Source organism: Leifsonia sp. Root112D2 (assembly GCF_001424905.1).
Classification (GTDB): domain Bacteria; phylum Actinomycetota; class Actinomycetes; order Actinomycetales; family Microbacteriaceae; genus Root112D2.
Genome location: NZ_LMCU01000001.1, coordinates 2,238,191 through 2,259,767 on the forward strand (window position 1 = coordinate 2,238,191; position 21,577 = coordinate 2,259,767).

Below are 21,577 nucleotides of genomic sequence, written 5' to 3' on the forward strand. Positions count from 1 at the left end.
TCTGGGGACACTTTCGACCGCGTGATCGTATCGAACAGGCTGCCGGTCGACCGGGTGATCGATGACGACGGCAACACCACATGGCGCCCCTCACCCGGCGGCCTTGTGGCTGCTCTCGAGCCGATGATGAAGGCTGAAGACGGCGTCTGGGTGGGTTGGCCCGGCGTCGCCGGCGAAGAGATGGAGCCGTTCGAGATCGGCGGCATTGACCTCATTCCCGTCGAACTGAGCGAGCAGGAGGTGCAGGAATACTACGAGGGCTTCTCCAATGACACCCTCTGGCCCCTGTACCACGACGTGATCGCGCCACCGAGCTACCACCGCGAATGGTGGGAGGCGTACGTCGTCGTCAACAAGCGCTTCGCGGATGCTGCGGCGAAGGCCGCCGCCCCCGGTGCCGTCGTGTGGGTGCACGATTACCAGTTGCAGCTCGTGCCGAAGCTGTTGCGCGAGGCGCGACCCGATCTGGTGATCGGCTTCTTCAACCACATTCCCTTCCCGCCGTACGGCATTTATTCGCAGCTGCCGTGGCGGCGCCAGATCGTGGAGGGCTTGCTCGGGGCCGATGTTCTGGGATTCCAGCGACTGGCCGATGCCGGCAACTTCTCCCGTGCGGCACGCCGGCTCAAGGGTTACGACACGCGGGGCTCCATCATCGAGGTGCCCATCGAGACGGACGATCCGGAGGCGGGTTCGCATCGGCATGTCACGACGAACCGTCGTGGCGCGCTCGTGCGCACGGTGCTTGCCCGGCAATTCCCGATCTCGATCGACGCGCAGATGTACCAGGAAATGGCCAGCAGGCCGGAGATCCAGGAACGCGCCAGACAGATTCGGCACGACCTCGGTGACCCCCAGACGATCATGCTCGGCGTCGACCGCCTGGACTATACGAAGGGCATCGGGCACCGGCTGAAGGCGTACGGGGAGCTGCTCGCCGAGCGACGCATCGACCCCGCCGATGTCGTGCTCGTGCAGGTCGCGAGTCCCAGCCGCGAAAGGGTCGAGACCTATCGTCAGTTGCGTGACGAGATCGAGTTGACCGTCGGCCGCATCAACGGCGATTACAGCAGCATCAGCCACACCGCGATCAACTACCTGCACCACGGCTACCCTCGCGAGGAGATGGTGGCGTTGTACCTTGCCGCCGACGTGATGCTCGTCACGGCCCTGCGTGACGGCATGAACCTCGTCGCCAAGGAATATGTGGCCTCGCGGGTGGACAACGACGGTGTGCTGCTGCTCAGCGAATTCGCCGGGGCATCCGACGAACTTCGTCAGGCCATTCTCATCAATCCGCACGACATCGAGGGCCTGAAAGAGGCCATGCTGCAGGCGGCGATCATGCCCAAGGCGGAGCGCAGCCGCCGCATGCGTGCATTGCGCAAACGGGTGCTGACATACGACGTGGCACGGTGGTCGAAGTCGTTCCTCGATGCCCTTGTGAATACCGCACACGGAGATCACCGGGACGAGAAACCGGCCGGCTACCGCACCAGGGAGCGCTGAATGGCCGGCTGGAGTGCGGCGGCTGCGGCCGACGGCGGTGCGGTGCCCGTCGAATTGGCGGATGCCCTCGCCGGGCTCGCGCGCGCCGATTCTCTTCTGATCGCGCTCGACTTCGACGGCACGCTCGCGCCGTTCGTCGATCTGCCCGCTGAGGCACGTGCGACCCCGCAGGCGAAGGCCGCCATTCGGCGCCTTCGTGCGGTACCCCGCACCACGGTTGCCTACATCTCCGGCCGGCCGGTCGCCAGCCTGGCGCGTGTCACCGAGGCGCAGCCGGCCGAGCTTCTCGTTGGCTCGCACGGCGTCGAACTGCGGCTCGACGGCGCCAGGACCGAGGTGGAACTCGACCCAGAGGAGCGTCGGCTGCTCGCTGCGCTCGACGCGGAACTCGCGGCGATCGTGCAGGAGAATCCGGGCGTGCACCTGGAGCGCAAGCCGGCCGGCCTCGGTCTGCACACGCGACTGATTCCTTCGGCAGATGCCGCGGCCGTCATCGCCGAGGCACGCGCGGCCGCCGAGGCGCTCGGCACCGGCATCACGGCGCGCGGCGGCAAAGACATCGTCGAGTTCGCGGTACGCGGCGCGACCAAGGGCGACGGCGTGCGGCGCCTGCGTGAGCATGTCGGGGCATCCGCGGTTCTGTTCGCGGGCGACGACGTGACCGACGAAGACGGGTTCCTCGCGCTCGAGCCGAGGGATGTCGGCATCAAGGTGGGTGACGGCGACACGGCCGCCGGCTATCGCGTGTCCGACCCGCTCGCGCTCGCCGCAGCCCTCGACATCCTCGCCGACCTCCGCACGTGAACCAGCAGGAGCCTGTCGACGTGAAAATGGTGGTGCCCGCGAAGTTCTAGACTCGTCTCATGCCTGAGATCGACATCAAACCGCGCAGCCGCACCGTCACCGATGGAATCGAAGCCACCACGAGCCGCGGAATGCTGCGCGCCGTGGGCATGGGCGACGAAGATTGGGACAAGCCCCAGATCGGCATCGCGAGCTCCTGGAACGAAATCACGCCGTGCAACCTGAGCCTCGACAGGCTCGCGCAGGCGGCGAAGGAGGGCGTGCACTCCGGGCGCGGCTATCCGCTGCAGTTCGGCACTATCTCCGTTTCCGACGGAATCTCCATGGGCCACGAGGGCATGCACTTCTCGCTCGTCTCCCGTGAGGTCATCGCCGACTCGGTCGAGACGGTGATGATGGCAGAGCGTCTTGACGGATCCGTGCTGCTGGCCGGATGCGACAAGTCCATTCCCGGCATGCTCATGGCGGCGGCCCGGCTGGGCCTCTCTTCCGTCTTCCTGTACGCAGGGTCCATCGCACCCGGCTGGGTCAAGCTCTCTGACGGCACCGAGAAGGAGGTCACGATCATCGACTCCTTCGAGGCCGTGGGCTCCTGCAAAGCCGGCACGATGAGCCTCGAAGATCTCAAGAAGATCGAGTGCGCGATAGCGCCCGGTGAGGGTGCCTGTGGTGGCATGTACACGGCGAATACGATGGCCTCTGTCGCCGAGGCCCTCGGCCTGAGCCTGCCCGGCTCGGCTGCGCCGCCCGCTGCCGATCGCCGTCGTGACTACTACGCGCACCGTTCGGGCGAGGCCGTCGTCAACCTGCTGCGCCTGGGCATCACGACCAAAGACATCCTCACGAAAAAGGCGTTTGAGAACGCGATCACGGTGGCGATGGCACTCGGCGGCTCCACCAACGTCGTGCTGCACCTGTTGGCCATCGCCCGCGAGGCCGAGGTGGATCTCACCCTCGACGACTTCAACCGCATCGGCGACAAGACGCCGCACATCGGTGACCTCAAGCCCTTCGGCAAGTACGTCATGAACGACGTGGACCGTCAGGGCGGCATCCCCGTCGTCATGAAGGCGCTGCTGGATGCCGGCTTGCTGCACGGCGACGCGCTCACCGTCACCGGTAAGACCGTTGCCGAGAACCTCGCCGAACTGAACCCGGATCCGCTCGATGGCGAGGTCATGCGCACCCTGGACAACCCGATTCACGCCACCGGCGGGCTCACCATTCTGAAGGGCAGCTTTGCGCCCGATGGAGCCGTGGTGAAGACGGCCGGCTTCGACGCCGACGTGTTTGAAGGGCCCGCACGCGTGTTCGAACGGGAGCGCGAAGCCATGGACGCCCTCACCGCGGGGGCGATTTCGGAGGGCGACGTGGTGGTCATCCGCTACGAGGGTCCGAAGGGTGGGCCCGGCATGCGCGAGATGCTGGCCATCACCGCAGCCATCAAGGGCGCGGGACTCGGCAAGGATGTATTACTATTGACGGACGGTCGATTCTCAGGCGGCACAACCGGACTGTGTATCGGCCACATAGCACCCGAAGCGGTGGACGCTGGTCCCATCGCCTTCGTGCGCGATGGTGATCTGATACGGGTCGATATCGCAGCTCGCTCCCTCGACTTACTGGTTGACGAGGCCGAGCTGGCCGCTCGCCGAGAAGGCTGGGCACCACTTCCTCCGCGCTATACCCGTGGCGTTTTGGCGAAGTACTCGAAGCTCGTGCATTCCGCAGCGGAAGGCGCGATCACCGGGTAGTTCGCGCCCCACCATTCACGTACGATCCGATTGGGATGTGATCTCACGATGTCTGCGGACTCCTTACCCGTGCCACCACCCGCCGCCCGCACCACTGCGCCGGCCGAACCAGAAATTCTCACCGGGTCTGGCGCAATCCTGCGCTCGCTCGAGCACCTCGGCGTCAAAGACGTCTTTGGTCTCCCCGGTGGCGCCATCATGCCGTTTTACGACGAGCTCATGTCGTCGACCGCCATTCGCCACATTCTGGTGCGACACGAGCAGGGCGCCGGCCACGCGGCCGAGGGCTACGCCTCATCCACCGGCAAGGTCGGTGTGGCCATTGCCACCTCCGGCCCCGGCGCCACGAACCTCGTGACGGCGATTGCGGATGCCCACCTCGACTCGGTGCCGCTGCTCGCGATCACCGGTCAGGTCTTCTCCACCTCCATGGGAACGGATGCGTTCCAGGAGGTCGACATCGTCGGCATCACCATGCCGATCACGAAGCACTCCTTTCTCGTGACGAGGCCCGAGGAGGTACCGGCGACCATTGCCGCCGCGTACCTGATCGCGTCCACCGGCCGTCCGGGCCCGGTGTTAGTGGACGTCACGAAAGACGCGCAGCAGAACAGCGCACCGTTCATTTGGCCGCCCAAGCTCGACCTGCCGGGTTACCGCCCGGTGATGAAGGCGCACGGCAAACAGATTCAGGCTGCCGCGCAGCTTCTTGTCGAAGCGAAACGCCCCGTTCTCTACGTGGGAGGCGGCGTCATCCGCTCGGAGGCATCCGCCGAACTGTTGAAGCTGGCCGAGACGACGGGCGCGCCCGTCGTCACGACGCTGATGGCGCGTGGGGCATTCCCTGACTCGCATCCGCATCACCTGGGCATGCCCGGTATGCATGGATCGGTTCCCGCCGTTCTCGGCATTCAGGAGAGCGACCTGCTGATAGCGCTGGGCGCCCGTTTCGACGACCGCGTTACCGGCAAGGTGAGCGAGTTCGCCCCGAACGCCAAAGTTGTCCATGTCGACATCGACCCCGCGGAGATCTCCAAGATCCGCGTTGCAGATGTCCCGATCGTCGGCGATGCCAAGGACGTCATCGTCGACCTGACCTCCGCATATCTCGAGGCGGCGGCAGGAACGACGCCAGACATCACCGAATGGTGGAAAAGGCTGAACGGCCTGAAGGAGCAGTTCCCGCTGGGCTTCACCGAGCCCGACGACGGACTTCTGTCGCCCCAGTACGTGATCGAGCGCATCGGTGCCATCACCGGCCCCGAAGGTATCTACGCGGCCGGCGTGGGTCAGCACCAGATGTGGGCCGCGCAATTCATCAAGTACGAGCGCCCCAACGCGTGGCTCAACTCGGGCGGTGCGGGAACCATGGGTTACGGCGTGCCGGCGGCCATGGGCGCCAAAGTCGCCAACCCCGACCGCACCGTGTGGGCGATCGACGGCGACGGATGCTTCCAGATGACCAATCAGGAACTGGCCACCTGCACGATCAACGACATCCCCATCAAGGTGGCGATCATCAACAATTCGTCGCTGGGCATGGTGCGCCAGTGGCAGACCCTGTTCTACGACGGGCGGCACTCGAACACCGACCTCAACACCGGTCACGGTACCCGCATGATCCCCGACTTCGTCAAGATGGCCGACGCGTATGGCGCGTTGGGCATCCGGGTCACGAAGAAGGAGGAGGTGGATGCCGCGATCAAGCTCGCGAACGAAACGAACGATCGCCCCGTGGTCATCGACTTCGTGGTGAGCCGCGATGCCATGGTGTGGCCGATGGTTCCGCAGGGGGTCGGCAACTCCTCCGTGCAGTATGCGCGTGAACATGCGCCCGAATGGGAGGGGGAGTAGCCATGAGCCACCACGTTCTTTCGCTGCTGGTCGAGGACAAGCCCGGCTTGCTCACCCGCGTTGCCGGATTGTTCGCGCGTCGCGGCTTCAACATCGAGTCGCTTGCGGTGGGTTCGAGCGAGGTCGACGGCCTCTCCCGCATCACCGTGGTGGTGGATGTTGATGCCCTGCCTCTCGAACAGGTCACCAAGCAACTCAACAAGCTCGTCAACGTGATCAAGGTCGTCGAGCTCGACCAGTCGCAGTCGGTGCAGCGCGAGCATCTGCTGATCAAGGTGCGCGTGGATTCCGGCACTCGTTCCGCCGTTCTGGAGGCTGCCACCCTGTTCAGGGCCCGCGTGGTCGACGTGGCCACGGATGCCGTGGTCATCGAGGTCACCGGCGACAGCGGCAAGACCCAAGCGCTGCTGAGGGTGCTCGAGCCGTATGGTATTCGGGAGATGGCACAATCCGGATTGCTCGCGATAGGTCGCGGTCCCAAGTCCATCACCGAACGCGTTTTCAAGAATTAGGAACCAAGACCACAACACAAGGAGAGAAATACATCGTGGCTGAGATCTACTACGACAAGGACGCTGACCTGTCGATCATCCAGGGCAAGAAGGTTGCCGTCATCGGGTACGGCTCGCAGGGGCACGCCCATGCGCTGAACCTTCGCGACTCCGGAGTCGAGGTTGTCATCGGCCTCAAGGACGGCTCCAAGTCGAAGACCAAGGCCGAGGAGGCCGGCTTCACGGTCAAGAGTTCCGCGGCGGCGGCGGCCTGGGCCGACGTCATCGTGGTTCTCGCGCCCGACCAGCACCAGCGCGGACTGTTCGCGGACGACATCAAGGACAACCTCTCCGCCGGCAACGCGCTCGTCTTCGGGCACGGCTTCAACATCCGCTTCGAGTACATCCAGGCGCCCGAGGGCGTCGACGTGATCATGGTTGCCCCCAAGGGACCGGGTCACACCGTGCGTCGCGAGTACGAGGCCGGCCGTGGCGTTCCCGTGGCCGTCGCCGTCGAGAAGGACGACACCGGCAATGCGTGGGAGCTCGTGCTCAGCTACGCGAAGGGCATCGGCGGACTGCGCGCCGGTGGCATCAAGACCACCTTCACCGAAGAGACCGAGACCGACCTGTTCGGCGAGCAGGCCGTGCTGTGCGGCGGCGTCTCGCAGCTCATCCAGTACGGTTTCGAGACCCTCACCGAGGCCGGCTACCAGCCGGAGATCGCGTACTTCGAGGTTCTTCACGAGATGAAGCTCATCGTCGACCTCATCTGGGAGGGCGGCATCGCCAAGCAGCGCTGGAGCGTCTCCGACACAGCAGAGTACGGCGACTACGTCTCCGGCCCGCGCGTCATCGACCCGAACGTCAAGGAGAACATGAAGGCCGTTCTCTCCGACATCCAGGACGGTACCTTCGCCAAGCGCTTCATCGCCGACCAGGATGCCGGTGCTCCGGAATTCCTCGCCCTGCGTGCCAAGGGCGAGCAGCACCCGATCGAGGCCACCGGCCGCGAGCTGCGCAAGCTGTTCGCATGGAACTCGTCAAACGACGACGACTACACCGACGGTTCGGTCGCGCGCTAAGCGTCGTACATCGCACTCTCGCTCACGCGGGGGTTGCGCCGCAATGCGGGTGGCAGGCCGCCCGCGGAACGGCGCAACCCCCGCGTTTCGCGCATCCGGGGCTCGGGGCGTAACACTTGGTCATCTTTGAGGGCGGCGCGATAGTGTTGCCACACGCGGTTTTCGAGCCGTGTGATGGCCCGGGGGTTGTCATCCGTCCCAGTAGGCGATGAGACAGGCGCAGAAGAAAGAGTGTTCCCCGATGCCCCTTGGAAGACCCAGACACCCCGCAACGGCTGAAGCGATTCTGGATGCGACCGTGGCCGTCGCCCGCGAATCCGGATACAGCGGGGTGACCTTCGAAGCTGTTGCCAAGCGTGCCGGCGTCACCAGGCCGACGATCTATCGTCGCTGGTCTTCGAAGTCGCATCTGCTTTCGGCGGCGTTGCACGCCGTGGCCCCCCGCGACCCTGTACCCGATACCGGCAGCGGCCTCGACGACGTGCTCATGCTCGTCTCGCGGCTGCAGTTGACGCTCGTGGACACCGGTCTGCTCGGCGTGGTTCTCGAATTGATGGCCGGCAGTGCGGAACCCGGTGCGATGAACGAGCCCCTGCGCCGGGACTATCTGCTCGTGCGTTTCCAGACCTTCGCCGACATCTGCGACCGTGCTGTCGCGCGCGGAGAACTGGCGCCCGGTGCCGATCCGTCGCTTCTGCGTGACCTGGTTCTCGGCCCGCTCGCATATCGGTGGCTGGTCCAGGGCGAGCTCGAAGAGAGCGTCATCGAGCGGCTCGTGACGGCCGCCTGGCTGGGCATGACCGGCCTGCCGGTTGTCGAGTCTCGGGCTGGGATTCTTCCCGCCATCGACGCACCGCGACGGTGAGGGTGGTCGCTCGCGGCCCCGTTCTGGCAGTAAAGTGTCTTCAATAGCGCCCCAATGGTCGCGGCGCACGTCTCCCCTCCTGCCCCAAAGCCAAAGGAACCGTTACGTGTCGAAACCGGTAGTGCTGATCGCCGAAGAACTCTCACCCGCCACCGTCGAGGCCCTCGGCCCCGACTTCGAGATCCGTACCGTCGATGGCACTGACCGCCCGGCGCTGCTTGCCGCCCTTGCAGATTCTGCGGCGATTCTCGTGCGTTCCGCCACGCAGGTCGACGCGGAGGCACTTGCTGCCGCGCCGAAGCTCAAGGTCGTGGCTCGCGCCGGAGTCGGTCTCGACAACGTGGACATCAAGGCGGCGACAACGGCCGGTGTCATGGTCGTGAACGCCCCGACGTCGAACATCATTTCGGCGGCGGAACTCACGGTCGGCCACATTCTGAGCCTGGCCCGTCACATTCCCGCCGGTCATGCCTCGCTCGCCGAGGGCCTGTGGAAGCGGTCGAAGTACACCGGCGTCGAACTCTACGAGAAGACGATAGGCATCATCGGCCTCGGCCGCATCGGCGCGCTCATCACGGCGCGCATGCAGGCATTCGGCACGAATGTGATCGCCTACGACCCCTACATCACGAGCGCCCGCGCGCAGCAGCTCGGGGTTCAGCTTGTGAGCCTGGAGGAGCTGCTCGCACAGAGTGACTTCATCACCATCCACATGCCGAAGACCCCCGAGACCACGGGCATGATCAGCGACGAGCAGTTGAAGCTCATGAAGCCCACGGCGTTCATCGTCAACGTCGCCCGCGGTGGTCTCATCGACGAAGACGCCCTCCACCGTGCGCTCACGAGCAATACCATCGCGGGCGCCGGGCTCGACGTCTTCGTCAACGAGCCGCCGAAGGACTCGCCACTGGTCTCGCTGCCGAACGTCGTTGTCACGCCGCACCTGGGCGCATCCACCGACGAGGCGCAGGAGAAGGCCGGCGTCTCTGTCGCCAGGTCGGTGCGCCTCGCCCTCTCGGGCGAGCTGGTTCCGGATGCCGTCAACGTGGCCGGCGGCGTAATCGACCCGTATGTGCGCCCCGGCATTCCCCTCGTGGAAAAGCTCGGCCAGGTGTTCTCCGGACTCGCGGGCAGCCCGCTCACCAGCGTGGATATCGAGGTGCGCGGAGAACTCGTCGACTACGACGTGAGCGTGCTGAAGCTCGCCGCACTGAAGGGAATCTTCACCAATATCGTCAGCGAGACGGTCTCCTACGTGAATGCGCCGCTCCTCGCCGAGCAGCGCGGCATCGAGGTGCGCCTGATCACCGATTCGGTCAGCGCCGAGTATCGCAACCTCATTACGCTGAACGGCGCACTGAGCGACGGATCGCAGGTCTCGGTCTCGGGCACGCTCACGGGCACCAAGCAGATCGAGAAGATCGTCGGCATCAACGGCTACGACGTTGAGGTGCCGATCGCCGAGCACCTGATCGTGATGGTCTACGACGACCGCCCCGGGATCGTTGCTGTCTTCGGTCAGCAGTTCGGTGACGCGAAGATCAACATCGCGGGCATGCAGATCGCCCGCACAATGGCGGGCGGGAAGGCACTGAGCGTACTCACGGTAGATTCGCCGGCCCCGGATGCCCTGCTCGAGTCGGTGCGCACGGCCATTGACGCCGATCTGCTGCGCGAGATCGATATCACCGAGGCGTAAACGCGGGAGCGTGCCGATGCATGATCGGCACGCTCGCGCACGTCAGTACTGGGGTGGGTCGTCGCGGCGTTCTGATTCGGAGAGTTGTTCCCGGCCCCTCGCATCAATCGTGCGGTTGGTAACGACGGTGCTGCGCTTGCGCACCATCAAGACGATTCCAAGTATCACAATGACGAGGCCGGCCGCCATCAGAATGTAGCCGACGAGGTGGAGATCGATCCACGTCACGTCGAGGTTGAGGGCGAACGTGAGAATTGCCCCAATCACTATCAGTAAGATTCCTGCGCCTAGGCTCATGAGATCCTGCTTTCTTCTCGGCGTGCCTTCGTAGAGTTCTGCACGTGCACCCACAATAGGTCGTCACGCGCCCCCTGCACAGGCCCACACCGTGGTGTGCGCGATAGTCTGAGATCTCCGCCGTGCAGTCAAGGAGCACTATGTCGCGTTCGATCAAGCTTGCCGTCATTCCCGGAGACGGGATAGGTCCCGAGGTGATAGCGCAGGCGGTGAAGGTGCTGCACGCCGTGGCGGCATCCGAGGACGTCAGCTTTGAGACGACCGAGTTCTCCCTGGGCGCAGGGCGTTTTCTCGAGACCGGCGACGTGCTCACCGACGACGATCTCGAGTCCATCAAGGGTCACGACGCAATTCTGCTCGGCGCGGTCGGCGGACTGCCGGGCGACCCGCGGCTGAAGAACGCGAACATCGAGCGCGGCCTTCTCCTGAAACTGCGCTTCAGCCTCGACCACTATGTAAATCTGCGACCGACCACCCTCTTTCCTGGCGTGGTGAGCCCCCTGGCGAACCCGGGGGACGTCGATTTCGTTGTCGTGCGCGAAGGCACAGAGGGCCCCTACGTGGGTAACGGCGGTGCGATCCGCGTCGGCACGGCGCAGGAGGTCGCCAACGAGGTCTCCGTGAACACGGCGTTCGGCGTCGAGCGCGTGGTGCGCTTCGCCTTCTCCCAGGCTGAGGCCCGCCACAAGAAGCTCACGCTCGTCCACAAGACCAACGTGCTCACCTTCGCCGGGGGACTCTGGAAACGCATCGTCGATGAGGTAGCGGCCGAGCATCCGGATGTCACGGTCGACTACCTGCACGTCGACGCGGCAACGATCTTCCTCGTCACAAATCCTGCTAGATTTGACGTCATCGTCACGGATAACCTCTTCGGCGATATTCTCACCGATCTGGCTGCCGCAATAAGCGGCGGCATCGGACTGGCGGCTTCGGGCAATATCAACCCCGACAGCACCTTCCCCAGCATGTTCGAGCCGGTTCACGGTTCCGCTCCCGATATCGCTGGCCAGCACAAGGCCGATCCCACCGCCGCGATCCTCTCTGTTGCACTCCTGCTGAACCATCTGGGGCTGACGGATGCCGCGACCCGCCTGAACCGGGCGGTCACCGACGACCTCGCGGCCCGAAACGGCAATCAGCGCACGACCGAAGAGATCGGCGATGCGATAGCCGGGTTGCTGGCGCAGAATTAGACCCACGCACGTTTACGAAGGAACACCCCATGCCGATACAGCTCACAATGGCCACTCCGGATCTTCTGTGGCAGACGATCCGCAATGAGAACGCCAAGTCCGAGGTGGAGCGCGAGGAGATTCTCGCCAACCCCGGCTTCGGCCACTTCTTCACCGACCACATGGTCGACATCTGCTGGTCGACCGGCGGCGGCTGGCACCGCCCCCGCGTGCAGCCGTACGGGCCGATCTCGCTGGAGCCTTCGGCTGCTGTTCTGCATTACGGGCAAGAAGTGTTCGAGGGACTGAAGGCGTACAAGCACGCGGACGGGTCGATCTGGACCTTCCGCCCGGAGGCCAACGCGCGCCGCATGCAGCGCTCGGCCCACCGGCTCGCCCTGCCGGAGCTGCCGGTCGAGTACTTCATCGAGTCGCTCAGGAAACTCGTCGCCGTGGACGGCAGCTGGGTGTCCGACGCCGACGAGACAAGCCTGTATCTGCGCCCGTTCATGTTCGCCAAGGAGGCGTTCCTCGGCGTGCGCCCGGCCAACAAGGTGGCCTTCTACGTCATAGCCAGCCCGGCCGGCGCATACTTCACCGGCGGGGTCAGCCCGGTCTCCATCTGGCTTTCCACCGATTATTCACGCGCGGGCAAGGGCGGAACAGGCGCGGCCAAGACCGGTGGCAACTACGCCTCCAGTCTGCTTCCCCAGGCCGAGGCGGCCGAACAGGGCTGCGCTCAGGTGCTGTTCCTCGACTCGGTTGAGGGCAAATATCTCGAAGAACTCGGTGGCATGAATATCGTGCTCGTCTACAAGGACGGCACGCTGGTCACTCCCGAGTCCGAGAGCATCCTCGAGGGCATCACGCGGGACTCGATCCTTCAACTCGCCCGTGACCGCGGACACGCGGTCGAGGAGCGCAGGGTGTCGATCGACGAGTGGCGCGAGGGGGCGGCATCCGGTGACATCGTCGAGGTGTTCGCCTGCGGAACCGCCGCCGTCGTCACGCCGATCGGCCAGCTGAAGGCCGCCGATTTCACCATCGGTGACGCGGATGCTCCTGCCGGCGAACTCACGATGTCTCTGCGGCAGGAACTCACCGATATTCAGTACGGCCGCCTGCCCGACCGTCATGACTGGCTCACCCGCCTCGACGCCTGACGGCTAGGCTTTCGTACATGAAGATCGCACGATTCAGCCATGACGGTGCCCTGTCTTACGGCATTCTCGACGAAGACGAGAACGAACTGGTGGTGCTGAACGGCGACCCCATGTACGCCGGATTCGACACGACGGGTGAGCGCGTGAAGCTCGCGGATGCCACGCTGCTGGCCCCGGTCATCCCCCGTTCCAAGGTGGTTGCCGTCGGCAAGAACTACCGCGACCATGCTGCCGAGATGGGCGGAGAGGCACCGGGGGAGCCGCTGCTGTTCCTCAAGCCGAACACCTCGGTGATCGGGCCGAACGACACCATCACACTGCCCCCGCAGTCGAACCAGGTGGAGCACGAGGGCGAACTGGCTATCGTGATCGGCAGCATTGCCAAGAATGTGCGCGCGGACGACGCCGATCAGGTGATCTTCGGGTACACCGTGGCCAACGACGTGACGGCGCGTGACCTGCAGAAGGCCGACGGCCAGTGGGCGCGGGCCAAGGGCTTCGACACGTTCTGCCCGCTCGGGCCGGTGATCGAGACCGACTTCGACGCGGCATCCGCCACGCTGCAGACGCGCGTGAACGGCGAGGTGCGCCAGGATGGGCGCGTGAGCGATCTGGTGCACTCCATCGCCGCAATAGTCGAGTACGCCTCGAGCGTGTGGACGCTGCTTCCCGGCGACGTGATTCTCACCGGAACGCCAGCCGGCGTCGGGCCGATCGTTGACGGCGACACCGTCGAGGTCGAGATTTCAGGCATTGGAACGCTGAGCAACCCCGTTCGTCGTCGCGTGTAGGTACCGAGCTCGCAGGCTCGCTCGGCGCTGGCGTCGCGGGATCGCTGGCGCGATCCTCTCAGCTCCAGCGCGCTCAGTAAGATGGAGGCATATGTCTGAGACCTCCACGCACCCGTTCTCCACGGCCACCGGTAGCGACGTTCGCGTGCGCTTCTGCCCTTCGCCGACCGGCACGCCACACGTCGGCCTGATCCGCACCGCCCTGTTCAACTGGGCGTATGCCCGGCACACGGGTGGCAAGCTCATTTTCCGCATCGAAGACACGGACGCCGCGCGCGACAGTGAGGAGAGCTACGGCCAGATTCTCGACGGGCTGCGTTGGCTGAACCTGGACTGGGATGAGGGAGTGGAGAAGGGCGGCCCGCACGGTCCGTACCGGCAGTCGGAGCGCTCCGCGATCTACAGCGACGTGATCGAGAAGCTGAAGGCATCCGGTCACATCTACGAAAGCTTCGCCACCGGCGAGGAAATCGAGGCACGCAACGTCTCGCTGGGGCGCGACCCGAAGATGGGTTACGACAACTTCGAGCGCGAGTTGACGGATGCCCGGCGGCAGGCGTTTCGCGACGAGGGCAGGGCTCCCGCGCTGCGACTGCGCGTTCCAGACACCGAGCTCGGTTTTCACGATCTGGTACGTGGCGACATCACATTTCCGGTCGGATCCTTCACCGACTTCGTCGTGGTGCGCCCGAACGGGCATCCGCTCTATCCCTTCGTGAACCCGGTCGACGACGCGCTCATGGGCGTGACGCACGTGCTGCGCGGCGAGGACCTGTTGCCCTCGACCCCGCGCCAGATCGCGCTGTACCACGCGCTCATCGACATCGGGCTGACCACCTTCGTGCCGCTGTTCGGCCACCTGCCGTCTGTGCTCGGCGACGGCACGAAAAAGCTCTCGAAGCGCGACCCCGAATCGAACCTGTTCCACCACCGCGACCGCGGTTTCATTCCCGCGGGCCTCGTCAACTATTTGGCGCTGCTCGGCTGGGGACTCTCGGCCGATCAGGACGTCTTCAGCCTCGAGGAGATGGTCGCCGCATTCGACGTGAAAGATGTGAACCCCAACCCGGCGCGCTTTGACCTGAAGAAGGCCGAGTCGATCAACGGCGACCATATTCGCCTGCTCGACGTCGAGGATTTCGCGAATCGTACCGTGCCGTACCTTGTGGCGGCAGGCGTGCTCAGCGAGCCGCTTACCGTTGCTCAGCGCGACGTGCTCGACCAGGCGGCACCGCTCGTCCAGGAACGCGTGCAGTTGCTCGGCGAGACGCCCGGCATGCTCGGCTTCCTGTTCACGGATGCCACGTCGCTCGTGATCGAAGATGACGCGCGCGCCTCTCTGCCCGCCACCGCCGGCGAAGTGCTGGCCGCGTCGCTCGGTGCGCTCGAGGTTGTCGCCGAATCAGAGTGGACGCATGAGGCGCTGGAGTCGGCGCTGCGCGACGCCCTCATCGAGGGACTCGGGCTGAAGCCGCGTGTGGCTTTCGGCCCGTTGCGCGTCGGCATCTCGGGTCGCAGGGTTTCGCCGCCGCTGTTCGAGTCCATGCAGATTCTCGGCAAGGCCGAGACCATCGCCCGCCTCGACCGGCTGTCCGCCAGTCTCGTCTAGTGAACGCGCCAGACCCGCTCGCCCCGGATGTCGCCCGCGGCCGTCTCGAAACGCCTGCGACCGACTACGACGTGGTAGTCATCGGCGGCGGCCCGGCCGGTCTCTCCGCGGCGCTCAACCTGGTGCGTGCCCGCCGCCGCACCCTGGTGATCGACGCGAATCGTCCGCGCAACGCCGCAACTCTGCACGCGCACGGCTACCTCAGCCGCGACGGAATCTCGCCCCTCGAACTGCGCAAGCTCGGTCGGGACGAGGTCGAATCGTATCCTGACGGCGAGCTGCTGTCGGCGGTTGTAGACGGTGTCACCCGGGTCGGTGAGGTGTTTGTGGTGGCCGCGCGCGGCATCCGAGGCGGCCAGGATCGAGCGGTCACGGCCCGCACGGTGCTGATTGCCAGTGGCCTCATCGAGACCCTGCCCGCGCTGCCCAGCCTGCGTGTCTATTACGGCACCCACCTGCACAGCTGCATCGAATGCGACGGTTACGAGAAGGTGGACGCCGCGCTCGCGCTCATCGGCGAGTCCGTCGATCTTGCCCAGCGCGCGCTGCTGCTGGGCCAGTGGTCGCGCGATCTCATCGTGTTCACCAACGGGGTGGGCGCGATCAGCGACGGTGACGAGCGTGCGCTTGCCGCGAGGGGTATTCGGGTGGAGAGGCGGGCCATCACCGACATCGCGGGGGAGCGCGGAACGATGAGCGGCGTGCAACTCGCCGATGGCGAGATGGTGCCGCGCACCGCTGGCTTTGTGCGGCCGCAGTGGGCACCCGCGCTCGGTTATGCCGATTCTCTCGAACTGCAGACGGATGCCGACGGCTTGCTGGTCGTGGACGGTGGCGGCCGCACCTCGGCGCCCGGCGTCTACGCGGCCGGCGACCCCACGACCGCTGGCCCCCAGCAGCTCATCGTGGCGGCGGGGGCGGGCGCCGTTGCAGCTTCGGCGATCAACAGCGACCTCATCGGCCCGCTGAACCCGGCCTGAAGCGCACGACCCACTCGCGCCATTCTCGGCGGTTGGCTAGGCCGGCTGGCGTCGGTTTTGCGGGGGTCTCCCGGTAGGCTAAAGTTGACAGTCGGCCCGGGCTTCGGTTCTGGTCGGTGGGGTATGGTGTAATTGGCAACACGGCTGATTCTGGTTCAGTTGTTCTTGGTTCGAGTCCAGGTACCCCAGCTTCCAAGCCCCGGTTCTCCGGGGCTTTTTGCTTGTCGGATCGTGATGACGTGATTGATCACGTTTCATCGTGATCGGCGGTCGAAATGCATGCGGAGGCGATCTGACATCCGACCTGGCCTGTGCCGATGATGCCGATTGCTGTCACGCGTGCTCCTGAGTCTTGTGAAGAGGAGCCGAGGGGTCGGTAGCTGCGGTGGCTGCGGAGGCCAGCAACGCAAGCGTGTCCGCGTCGCTGGACGCGGCATCCGGATGGAATACGACGAGCATCAGTCCGTTGGCGCCGGCGATGCTCATCCGCTCTCTGTTGAGGCTCAGCTCGCCGAGCTGCGGGTGGTCGAATCGCATGACGCCACCCGTCTGGCCCCGCACCTCGTGCCGTGCCCAGAGTTGGCGGAACCGGGGGCTTGCGAGCGTGAGCTCTCCGGTGAGCTCGATGAAACGGGGATCGTCGACGTCGGTGCCGACCGCCTGCCGCAGATTGGCGACGAGGCACTCCGTTGCGTTGGCCCATTCCGGGTACAGCGCTTGTTCCGCTGGGTCGAGGAACATATCTCGCAGTTGGTTGCCGCCGACCGCGAGGCGCGGGTCGATGGCTCGCATCAGCGAGTTGGAGGCCAGAACGTCGAAGTACCGGTTTTCGATGAACGCGGGCTGCGTGAGGGAAGCCAGCAGCTTCAGCGCGCCCGGCGGCGGGGTCTGCTTGCGCGGTCGGCGCCGACGCTGCCGGGGCACCTGGGCGACGAGGGTGAGCAGGTGGGCGAAGTGGTCGTCATCGAGCTGCAGCACGCGGGCGATGGATTCGAGCACTTGCAGGGACGGGTTCCGGTCGCGACCGCGTTCCAGCCGCAGGTAGTAGTCGGCGCTGATGCCGGCGAGCATGGCGACTTCTTCGCGTCGCAGGCCCGGTACGCGCCGCGCACCGTCATCGGGGATGCCGGCCAGCAGCGGTGTCACCAACTCGCGTCGTGCTCGCAGGAACGCACCGAGGGCGTTGGTCGATTCGTTCATGCAACTACCGTAAGCAGCTTCGGAGTCACGAGAGGGGGCCCTGCTGGGCCCCGGTCCGAAGGGGACTCTGGGCCGAAATCGCGTGCGCTCATACGGTTATCAACGGCCGGTTCGGGCCGAATATTTCGATAAAGGACACACATGACCGTCGCACTGATCACCGGAGCCAACAAGGGCATCGGCTTCGAGACCGCGCAGCAGCTCCTCGAGCTGGGACACACCGTCTACATCGGCGCTCGTGACGTCGAGCGAGGCGAGCGCGCCGCGGCGGCGCTCGGGGCACGGTTCGTGCAGCTCGACGTGAGAAACGACGCATCGGTGTCGAGCGCGCTGACCGTGATAGATGCGGCCGAGGGGCGCCTCGACGTTCTCGTGCACAACGCCGGCGTGCTCGATGCTGCGCTCGACGGCCCCGCGGCCCTGCGCTCGTTCGACACGAACGCCGTGGGCATCGTGCGTGTCACGGAGGCGGCACTGCCCCTGCTGCGCCGGTCGTCGAACCCCAACGTCGTCACCATCTCAAGCAGCGCCGGTTCGTTCTGGGCCGTGAACAACCCGGAGAGGCCAGAATTCGCCATGCCACTCGCGCTCTACGCGGCGTCAAAGACGGCCGCGACCATGCTGACGGTGCAGTACGCGAAGGCGCACCCGGGTATCAAATTCAACGCCATCGAGCCCGGCACCACCGCCACCGATATGACCGCGGACTTCGGCATCGGGCGACCGGTGGCCGAAAGCGCCCGGTTCGTCGTGCGGTGGGCGACGCTGGCGGCAGACGGCCCCACCGGAACCTTCCAGGATGAAGCGGGGCAACTGCCCTGGTGAGAGGCGGTGGGGGTCCTGGCGCCACAGCGTCCGGCCGCGAGCGTCCCTATCGGCTCCCGCTGCCATCGCGCTCGTCGTTCAGGTGCTCGAGGTAGGCCATGGAACGCTCGGAGGAGTTCACGAGGTTGCGATAGGCGCCGCCCGGAGTGGCCTGCGGATGCCCCGGCGGAAGGTAGCTGCGCAGGAGCGCCTCCGAGATGCCCTTCGCCGCGCGGTTCAGCAGCCTGACCCAGTCGAGAGCGGGGCTGCCGTCGTTCGGCACGACGATTCCGAGTGCACCGACGACGACATCGTGAGAGCCGCGCACGGGCACGGCTATTCCGCGCGACTCCGCGAAGATGCGGCCCTCCGCGATGCAATAGCCGTCTCGGCGCGCCGTCTCGACGGCGTCGCGAAGGTGTGCCTCGGTCTGCAGGCTCGACGGGGTGATCGGGGCGAGGCCGCGCTGAACAATGCGCTCCAACAGCCCTTCTTCTTCGGCGAAAGCGAGCAGGACTATCCCACTCGAGGAGTGCTGCAGCGGGATGCGACCGCCGACGATAGACGCGTTCACCACCGCGTCATGGGAGGAGAGACGTTCGATTATGAGAACATCGAGCCCCGAGCGCACGGCAAGTTGGGTGTGCTGTCTGACCTCCGACTGAACGGCGTGCACGGAGGGGCGCGCGATCTCCCGCAGTCCCAGCGCGCCGGGGGTGCGGCTGCCGATCTCCCAGAGCCGGATGCCGACGCGGTAGCTGCGGTCCGGCATCCGCTCGAGAAGCCCGTGGGCGACGAGTTCGCCCACGACGCGGTGGGCCGATGATGGGGCTATTCCCGCCCGGTGCGCGATTTCACTGAGCGAAAGGAATGGCGACTCGAAGGAGAACGCGTCCAACACGGTGACGGCCCGGCTGATCGCCGAGGCACCGTTCGATTGACGCGCCATGCCGCCTCCTCGTTCACAGCATATTCCTTTGAAAGGAATATGCCGGGCACACAGGTCGGGTCGGCTTCTAAACTTCGAAACACTTCCGGTGCGTCACCGTCGACGCCGGAGCAGAACACCAGGTAAGGAACAACGATGTCTCCAGAGAATCTTGCCCAGGCGATTGCGCGCGTCGGCAGTGCTGTCGAGTTGCTGCGTGATCAGGACTGGCCGTCAATCACCTTTCCCATCGCCCCCGAGTTCACCAATTGGCGCGACGAGCAGCGTGCGTGGAGCACAACTGTCGCGCTCATGGACCAGTCCCACCACATGACCCAGCTGTTCCTCGGCGGTGCCGACCTCATCCCCACGCTGATGGCCATCTCCCCGAACACCTTTGCCACGTTCCGCCCTGGTGTGGCCAAGCAGCTCATCTCCGTCAACAAAGACGGTTATCTCATTGGCGACGGCATCCTGTTCTATAACTCCGACGAGCGCGAGGGTCTCGTTCTGATCGGGCACCATATTCTCATCGACTGGGTGCGCTACACCGTTGAGAAGGCAGAGGCTGCGGGAAAAGACGTGCACCACCGGCTCGAGCCGAACTCCAACATGCGCGATGGTTCGCCGACATACTTTCGGTACCAGCTGCAGGGGCCGGTCGCCAACGAGGTCATGACGAAGCTGCTGGGTGGCCCGCCGCCCGAGGTGAAGTTCTTCCACATTGCCGATCTCAGCATTGCCGGTAAGCCCGTCAAAGGGCTTCGTCATGGCATGGCAGGACAACCGGGTTTCGAGTTCTACGGTGCGTGGGAGCACAACGAGATCGTGCGAGACGCGATACTCGCCGCCGGCGAAGAGTTCGAGATTCGGCGAGTCGGGGCCAAAGCCTACTCGAGTTCTCCGCTCGAATCCGGATGGGTGCCGACGCCGTTCCCCGCGATCTTCGACGACGACTTCGCCGATTACCGCGAATGGCTTCCGGCGGCCCGTGCAGGCTCCATCGGCGGCTCGTTGTATTCGACGGACGTGCACGACTTCTACTTCACACCGTTCGACCTCGGTCTCGGTCGTTCGGTGAAATTCGACCATGATTTTCACGGGCGAGAGGCGCTGGAGAAAATCGCGGAGGCGCCGAGTCGTCGCAAGGTCACCCTGTTGTGGAATGCGGATGACGTCGCCGACATTGTGAAGTCACAGGTCGAACCCGGTACTCCCGCGAAATACCTCGACTTTCCCAAGGCCCGCTACGGCTTTTACCAGATGGACGAGGTGCAGAAGGATGGGGCGCAGGTCGGCATTTCAACGGATGCCGGCTACGTCGCCTTCGATCAGCTCTACATGTCACTCGCGTCGATCGACGTCGCGGTACCCGATGGATCCGTCGTCGAGGTGGTCTGGGGTGAGAACCCCATCTCCCACAAACCGCAGGTCGACGCCGCACACCGCCAGGTGCGCATCCGTGCCACGGTTGCCCCGGCGCCCTATCACGACTATGCGCGGTCGGTGTATCGGGCAAACGACTGAGGGCGACCCGGCGGAGCGATCTCGCCGGGCAATAATTTGGAGCCGCCGTGTGTTGTGGTTAACAGTCAAGGAAAGGGGCCAAGCGATGTCGAAAGCCACTCACACCAGCGTCGACCCACTGCACGTCAACGAACAGTTGAATGATCGCGTGCGCGTTGCCGAAGAACTGGCGAGCCTGCAGGCGGCATTCCCCTGGTCAGGGGAACTGCCGATGGAGGAGCGGATGCGTTTTGCGCGCGAACTCGCCGACCACCCGAAGCGGGCGACGGATCGTGATCTCGACCGCCTGCTCGCCGGATGGAAGGCTCGTGCCAGGACTCACGTGGCGCAAGGACGCAGAATGCTGCGTCGCGCGGCCTGATCTTCTCGCTCAGATATCGAGTGTGTCGCCCGGAACCAGCGGGAAGAATTCGCCACCGTTCTGCTCCGTAGCCCAGGCGATGCGGCCATTCGCCATCTGATTGCCGGCGACCGAATTCACCATCTCGTGGGTGGGGAAGCTGCGCCGGGGCTTGACGGCGAGCACGTAGTCGATGAACTCGGCGGCCTTGAGCCAGGGGGCGCTTGCGGGAACAGCGAGAACGTCGACCTCAACACCCTCGGGAATCGTGAAGGCGTCACCCGCGTAGAAGAGCGTGTCGTTGATCAGAACTCCGACGTTGTCGACCACGGGAATGGAGGAGTGGATGACAGCGTGCTTCTCACCGAAGAACGTGAGGGTGAAGGGGCCGGCCTCAACGGTATCGCCGGCGTGCACGACGGTGACGTCGAAGTCGGTCGCGGCCGCCGCGACGCCCTCGGGGGCGTAGATCGGTACGCCCTTGTTCATGGATACGATGCGCCCCAGTTGTTCCGGCGTCCAGTGGTCGGCGTGCTCGTGGGTGATGACGACGGCGACCGCACCGGCGGAGTCCGTGATCGGAGTGGTGAAGGACCCGGGATCGACGAAGAGCTTCTTGCCGGAATCTTCGAGGACGAGCGCAGCATGTTCGAGTTTGGTCAGTCGCATTCTCTGAGCTAATACCCAATTGCTGCGCCGTGC

Annotated in this window: 20 protein-coding genes and 1 tRNA gene; 17 read left to right on the forward strand and 4 right to left on the reverse strand. The window is 65.1% G+C overall.

What is annotated here, in order from left to right; genetic code table 11:
- Positions 1 to 21 precede the first annotated feature (21 nt).
- The 8 genes from otsA (at position 22) to serA (ending at position 10,061) form a co-directional block, all read left to right on the forward strand.
- A complete protein-coding gene (otsA, locus tag ASC63_RS10430; RefSeq protein WP_055812808.1) occupies positions 22 to 1,509 on the forward strand; it encodes an alpha,alpha-trehalose-phosphate synthase (UDP-forming) in 1,488 nt (495 codons plus the stop codon).
- Positions 1,510 to 2,313: a trehalose-phosphatase gene (gene otsB, locus ASC63_RS10435; protein ID WP_055812811.1), complete on the forward strand. Its 804-nt coding sequence runs from the start codon at positions 1,510 to 1,512 to the stop codon at positions 2,311 to 2,313. It abuts the gene before it with no gap.
- Positions 2,314 to 2,372: 59 nt separating this feature from the next.
- Positions 2,373 to 4,067, forward strand: a complete 1,695-nt coding sequence (ilvD, locus tag ASC63_RS10440; RefSeq protein ID WP_055812814.1) for a dihydroxy-acid dehydratase — start codon at positions 2,373 to 2,375, stop codon at positions 4,065 to 4,067.
- Positions 4,068 to 4,115: 48 nt separating this feature from the next.
- Entirely contained in the window at positions 4,116 to 5,921 is a 1,806-nt protein-coding gene (locus ASC63_RS10445; protein ID WP_055812818.1) for an acetolactate synthase large subunit, read from the forward strand.
- 2 nt (positions 5,922 to 5,923) lie between these two features.
- Entirely contained in the window at positions 5,924 to 6,433 is a 510-nt protein-coding gene (gene ilvN / locus ASC63_RS10450) for an acetolactate synthase small subunit (protein WP_082487498.1), read from the forward strand.
- A 35-nt stretch (positions 6,434 to 6,468) separates the two neighbouring features.
- Positions 6,469 to 7,497 (forward strand): ketol-acid reductoisomerase, encoded by a 1,029-nt coding sequence (gene ilvC / locus ASC63_RS10455; protein ID WP_055812825.1) that lies wholly within the window; start codon positions 6,469 to 6,471, stop codon positions 7,495 to 7,497.
- Between the two features lie 241 nt (positions 7,498 to 7,738).
- Positions 7,739 to 8,362, forward strand: a complete 624-nt coding sequence (locus ASC63_RS10460; RefSeq protein ID WP_162242892.1) for a TetR/AcrR family transcriptional regulator — start codon at positions 7,739 to 7,741, stop codon at positions 8,360 to 8,362.
- 106 nt (positions 8,363 to 8,468) lie between these two features.
- A complete protein-coding gene (gene serA / locus ASC63_RS10465; protein ID WP_055812829.1) occupies positions 8,469 to 10,061 on the forward strand; it encodes a phosphoglycerate dehydrogenase in 1,593 nt (530 codons plus the stop codon).
- A 42-nt stretch (positions 10,062 to 10,103) separates the two neighbouring features.
- Here serA and ASC63_RS10470 read toward each other — a convergent pair whose 3' ends face one another.
- Positions 10,104 to 10,358, reverse strand: coding sequence for a DUF6458 family protein (locus tag ASC63_RS10470; RefSeq protein WP_055812833.1), 255 nt, complete (start codon positions 10,356 to 10,358; stop codon positions 10,104 to 10,106).
- A gap of 140 nt (positions 10,359 to 10,498) precedes the next feature.
- On the opposite strand from ASC63_RS10470, the gene ASC63_RS10475 reads away from it, so the two are divergent.
- The 6 genes from ASC63_RS10475 to ASC63_RS10500 all read left to right on the forward strand — a co-directional run bounded on the left by ASC63_RS10475 (position 10,499) and on the right by ASC63_RS10500 (position 16,265).
- Positions 10,499 to 11,554, forward strand: a complete 1,056-nt coding sequence (locus tag ASC63_RS10475; RefSeq protein WP_055812836.1) for a 3-isopropylmalate dehydrogenase — start codon at positions 10,499 to 10,501, stop codon at positions 11,552 to 11,554.
- 47 nt (positions 11,555 to 11,601) lie between these two features.
- Positions 11,602 to 12,696: a branched-chain amino acid aminotransferase gene (locus ASC63_RS10480; RefSeq protein ID WP_055815361.1), complete on the forward strand. Its 1,095-nt coding sequence runs from the start codon at positions 11,602 to 11,604 to the stop codon at positions 12,694 to 12,696.
- Positions 12,697 to 12,713: 17 nt separating this feature from the next.
- Complete coding sequence (locus tag ASC63_RS10485) at positions 12,714 to 13,487, forward strand: fumarylacetoacetate hydrolase family protein (RefSeq protein WP_055812839.1); 774 nt, start codon at positions 12,714 to 12,716, stop codon at positions 13,485 to 13,487.
- Between the two features lie 91 nt (positions 13,488 to 13,578).
- Positions 13,579 to 15,096 carry a glutamate--tRNA ligase gene (gene gltX / locus ASC63_RS10490; protein ID WP_055812842.1) on the forward strand — a complete coding sequence of 506 codons (1,518 nt, stop codon included), beginning with the start codon at positions 13,579 to 13,581 and terminating at the stop codon, positions 15,094 to 15,096.
- Positions 15,097 to 15,167: 71 nt separating this feature from the next.
- A complete protein-coding gene (locus ASC63_RS10495) occupies positions 15,168 to 16,076 on the forward strand; it encodes an NAD(P)/FAD-dependent oxidoreductase (protein ID WP_442915067.1) in 909 nt (302 codons plus the stop codon).
- Positions 16,077 to 16,193: 117 nt separating this feature from the next.
- Positions 16,194 to 16,265 (forward strand) — tRNA-Gln (locus ASC63_RS10500).
- 144 nt (positions 16,266 to 16,409) lie between these two features.
- On the opposite strand, the gene ASC63_RS10505 is transcribed toward ASC63_RS10500, so the two are convergent.
- On the reverse strand, positions 16,410 to 17,276 hold the full coding sequence (locus tag ASC63_RS10505; RefSeq protein WP_055812848.1) for a helix-turn-helix domain-containing protein: 867 nt from the start codon (positions 17,274 to 17,276) through the stop codon (positions 16,410 to 16,412).
- A 141-nt stretch (positions 17,277 to 17,417) separates the two neighbouring features.
- On the opposite strand from ASC63_RS10505, the gene ASC63_RS10510 reads away from it, so the two are divergent.
- Positions 17,418 to 18,101 carry an SDR family NAD(P)-dependent oxidoreductase gene (locus tag ASC63_RS10510; RefSeq protein ID WP_055812850.1) on the forward strand — a complete coding sequence of 228 codons (684 nt, stop codon included), beginning with the start codon at positions 17,418 to 17,420 and terminating at the stop codon, positions 18,099 to 18,101.
- 46 nt (positions 18,102 to 18,147) lie between these two features.
- On the opposite strand, the gene ASC63_RS10515 is transcribed toward ASC63_RS10510, so the two are convergent.
- Positions 18,148 to 19,029, reverse strand: a complete 882-nt coding sequence (locus ASC63_RS10515) for an IclR family transcriptional regulator (RefSeq protein ID WP_055812853.1) — start codon at positions 19,027 to 19,029, stop codon at positions 18,148 to 18,150.
- Between the two features lie 135 nt (positions 19,030 to 19,164).
- On the opposite strand from ASC63_RS10515, the gene ASC63_RS10520 reads away from it, so the two are divergent.
- Both ASC63_RS10520 and ASC63_RS10525 read left to right on the forward strand, forming a co-directional pair.
- Positions 19,165 to 20,535 carry an aminomethyltransferase family protein gene (locus ASC63_RS10520; protein ID WP_055812856.1) on the forward strand — a complete coding sequence of 457 codons (1,371 nt, stop codon included), beginning with the start codon at positions 19,165 to 19,167 and terminating at the stop codon, positions 20,533 to 20,535.
- 85 nt (positions 20,536 to 20,620) lie between these two features.
- Positions 20,621 to 20,896 carry a hypothetical protein gene (locus ASC63_RS10525; RefSeq protein WP_055812859.1) on the forward strand — a complete coding sequence of 92 codons (276 nt, stop codon included), beginning with the start codon at positions 20,621 to 20,623 and terminating at the stop codon, positions 20,894 to 20,896.
- A gap of 9 nt (positions 20,897 to 20,905) precedes the next feature.
- Here ASC63_RS10525 and ASC63_RS10530 read toward each other — a convergent pair whose 3' ends face one another.
- Positions 20,906 to 21,544: an MBL fold metallo-hydrolase gene (locus ASC63_RS10530; protein WP_055812863.1), complete on the reverse strand. Its 639-nt coding sequence runs from the start codon at positions 21,542 to 21,544 to the stop codon at positions 20,906 to 20,908.
- Between the last annotated feature and the right edge of the window lie 33 nt (positions 21,545 to 21,577).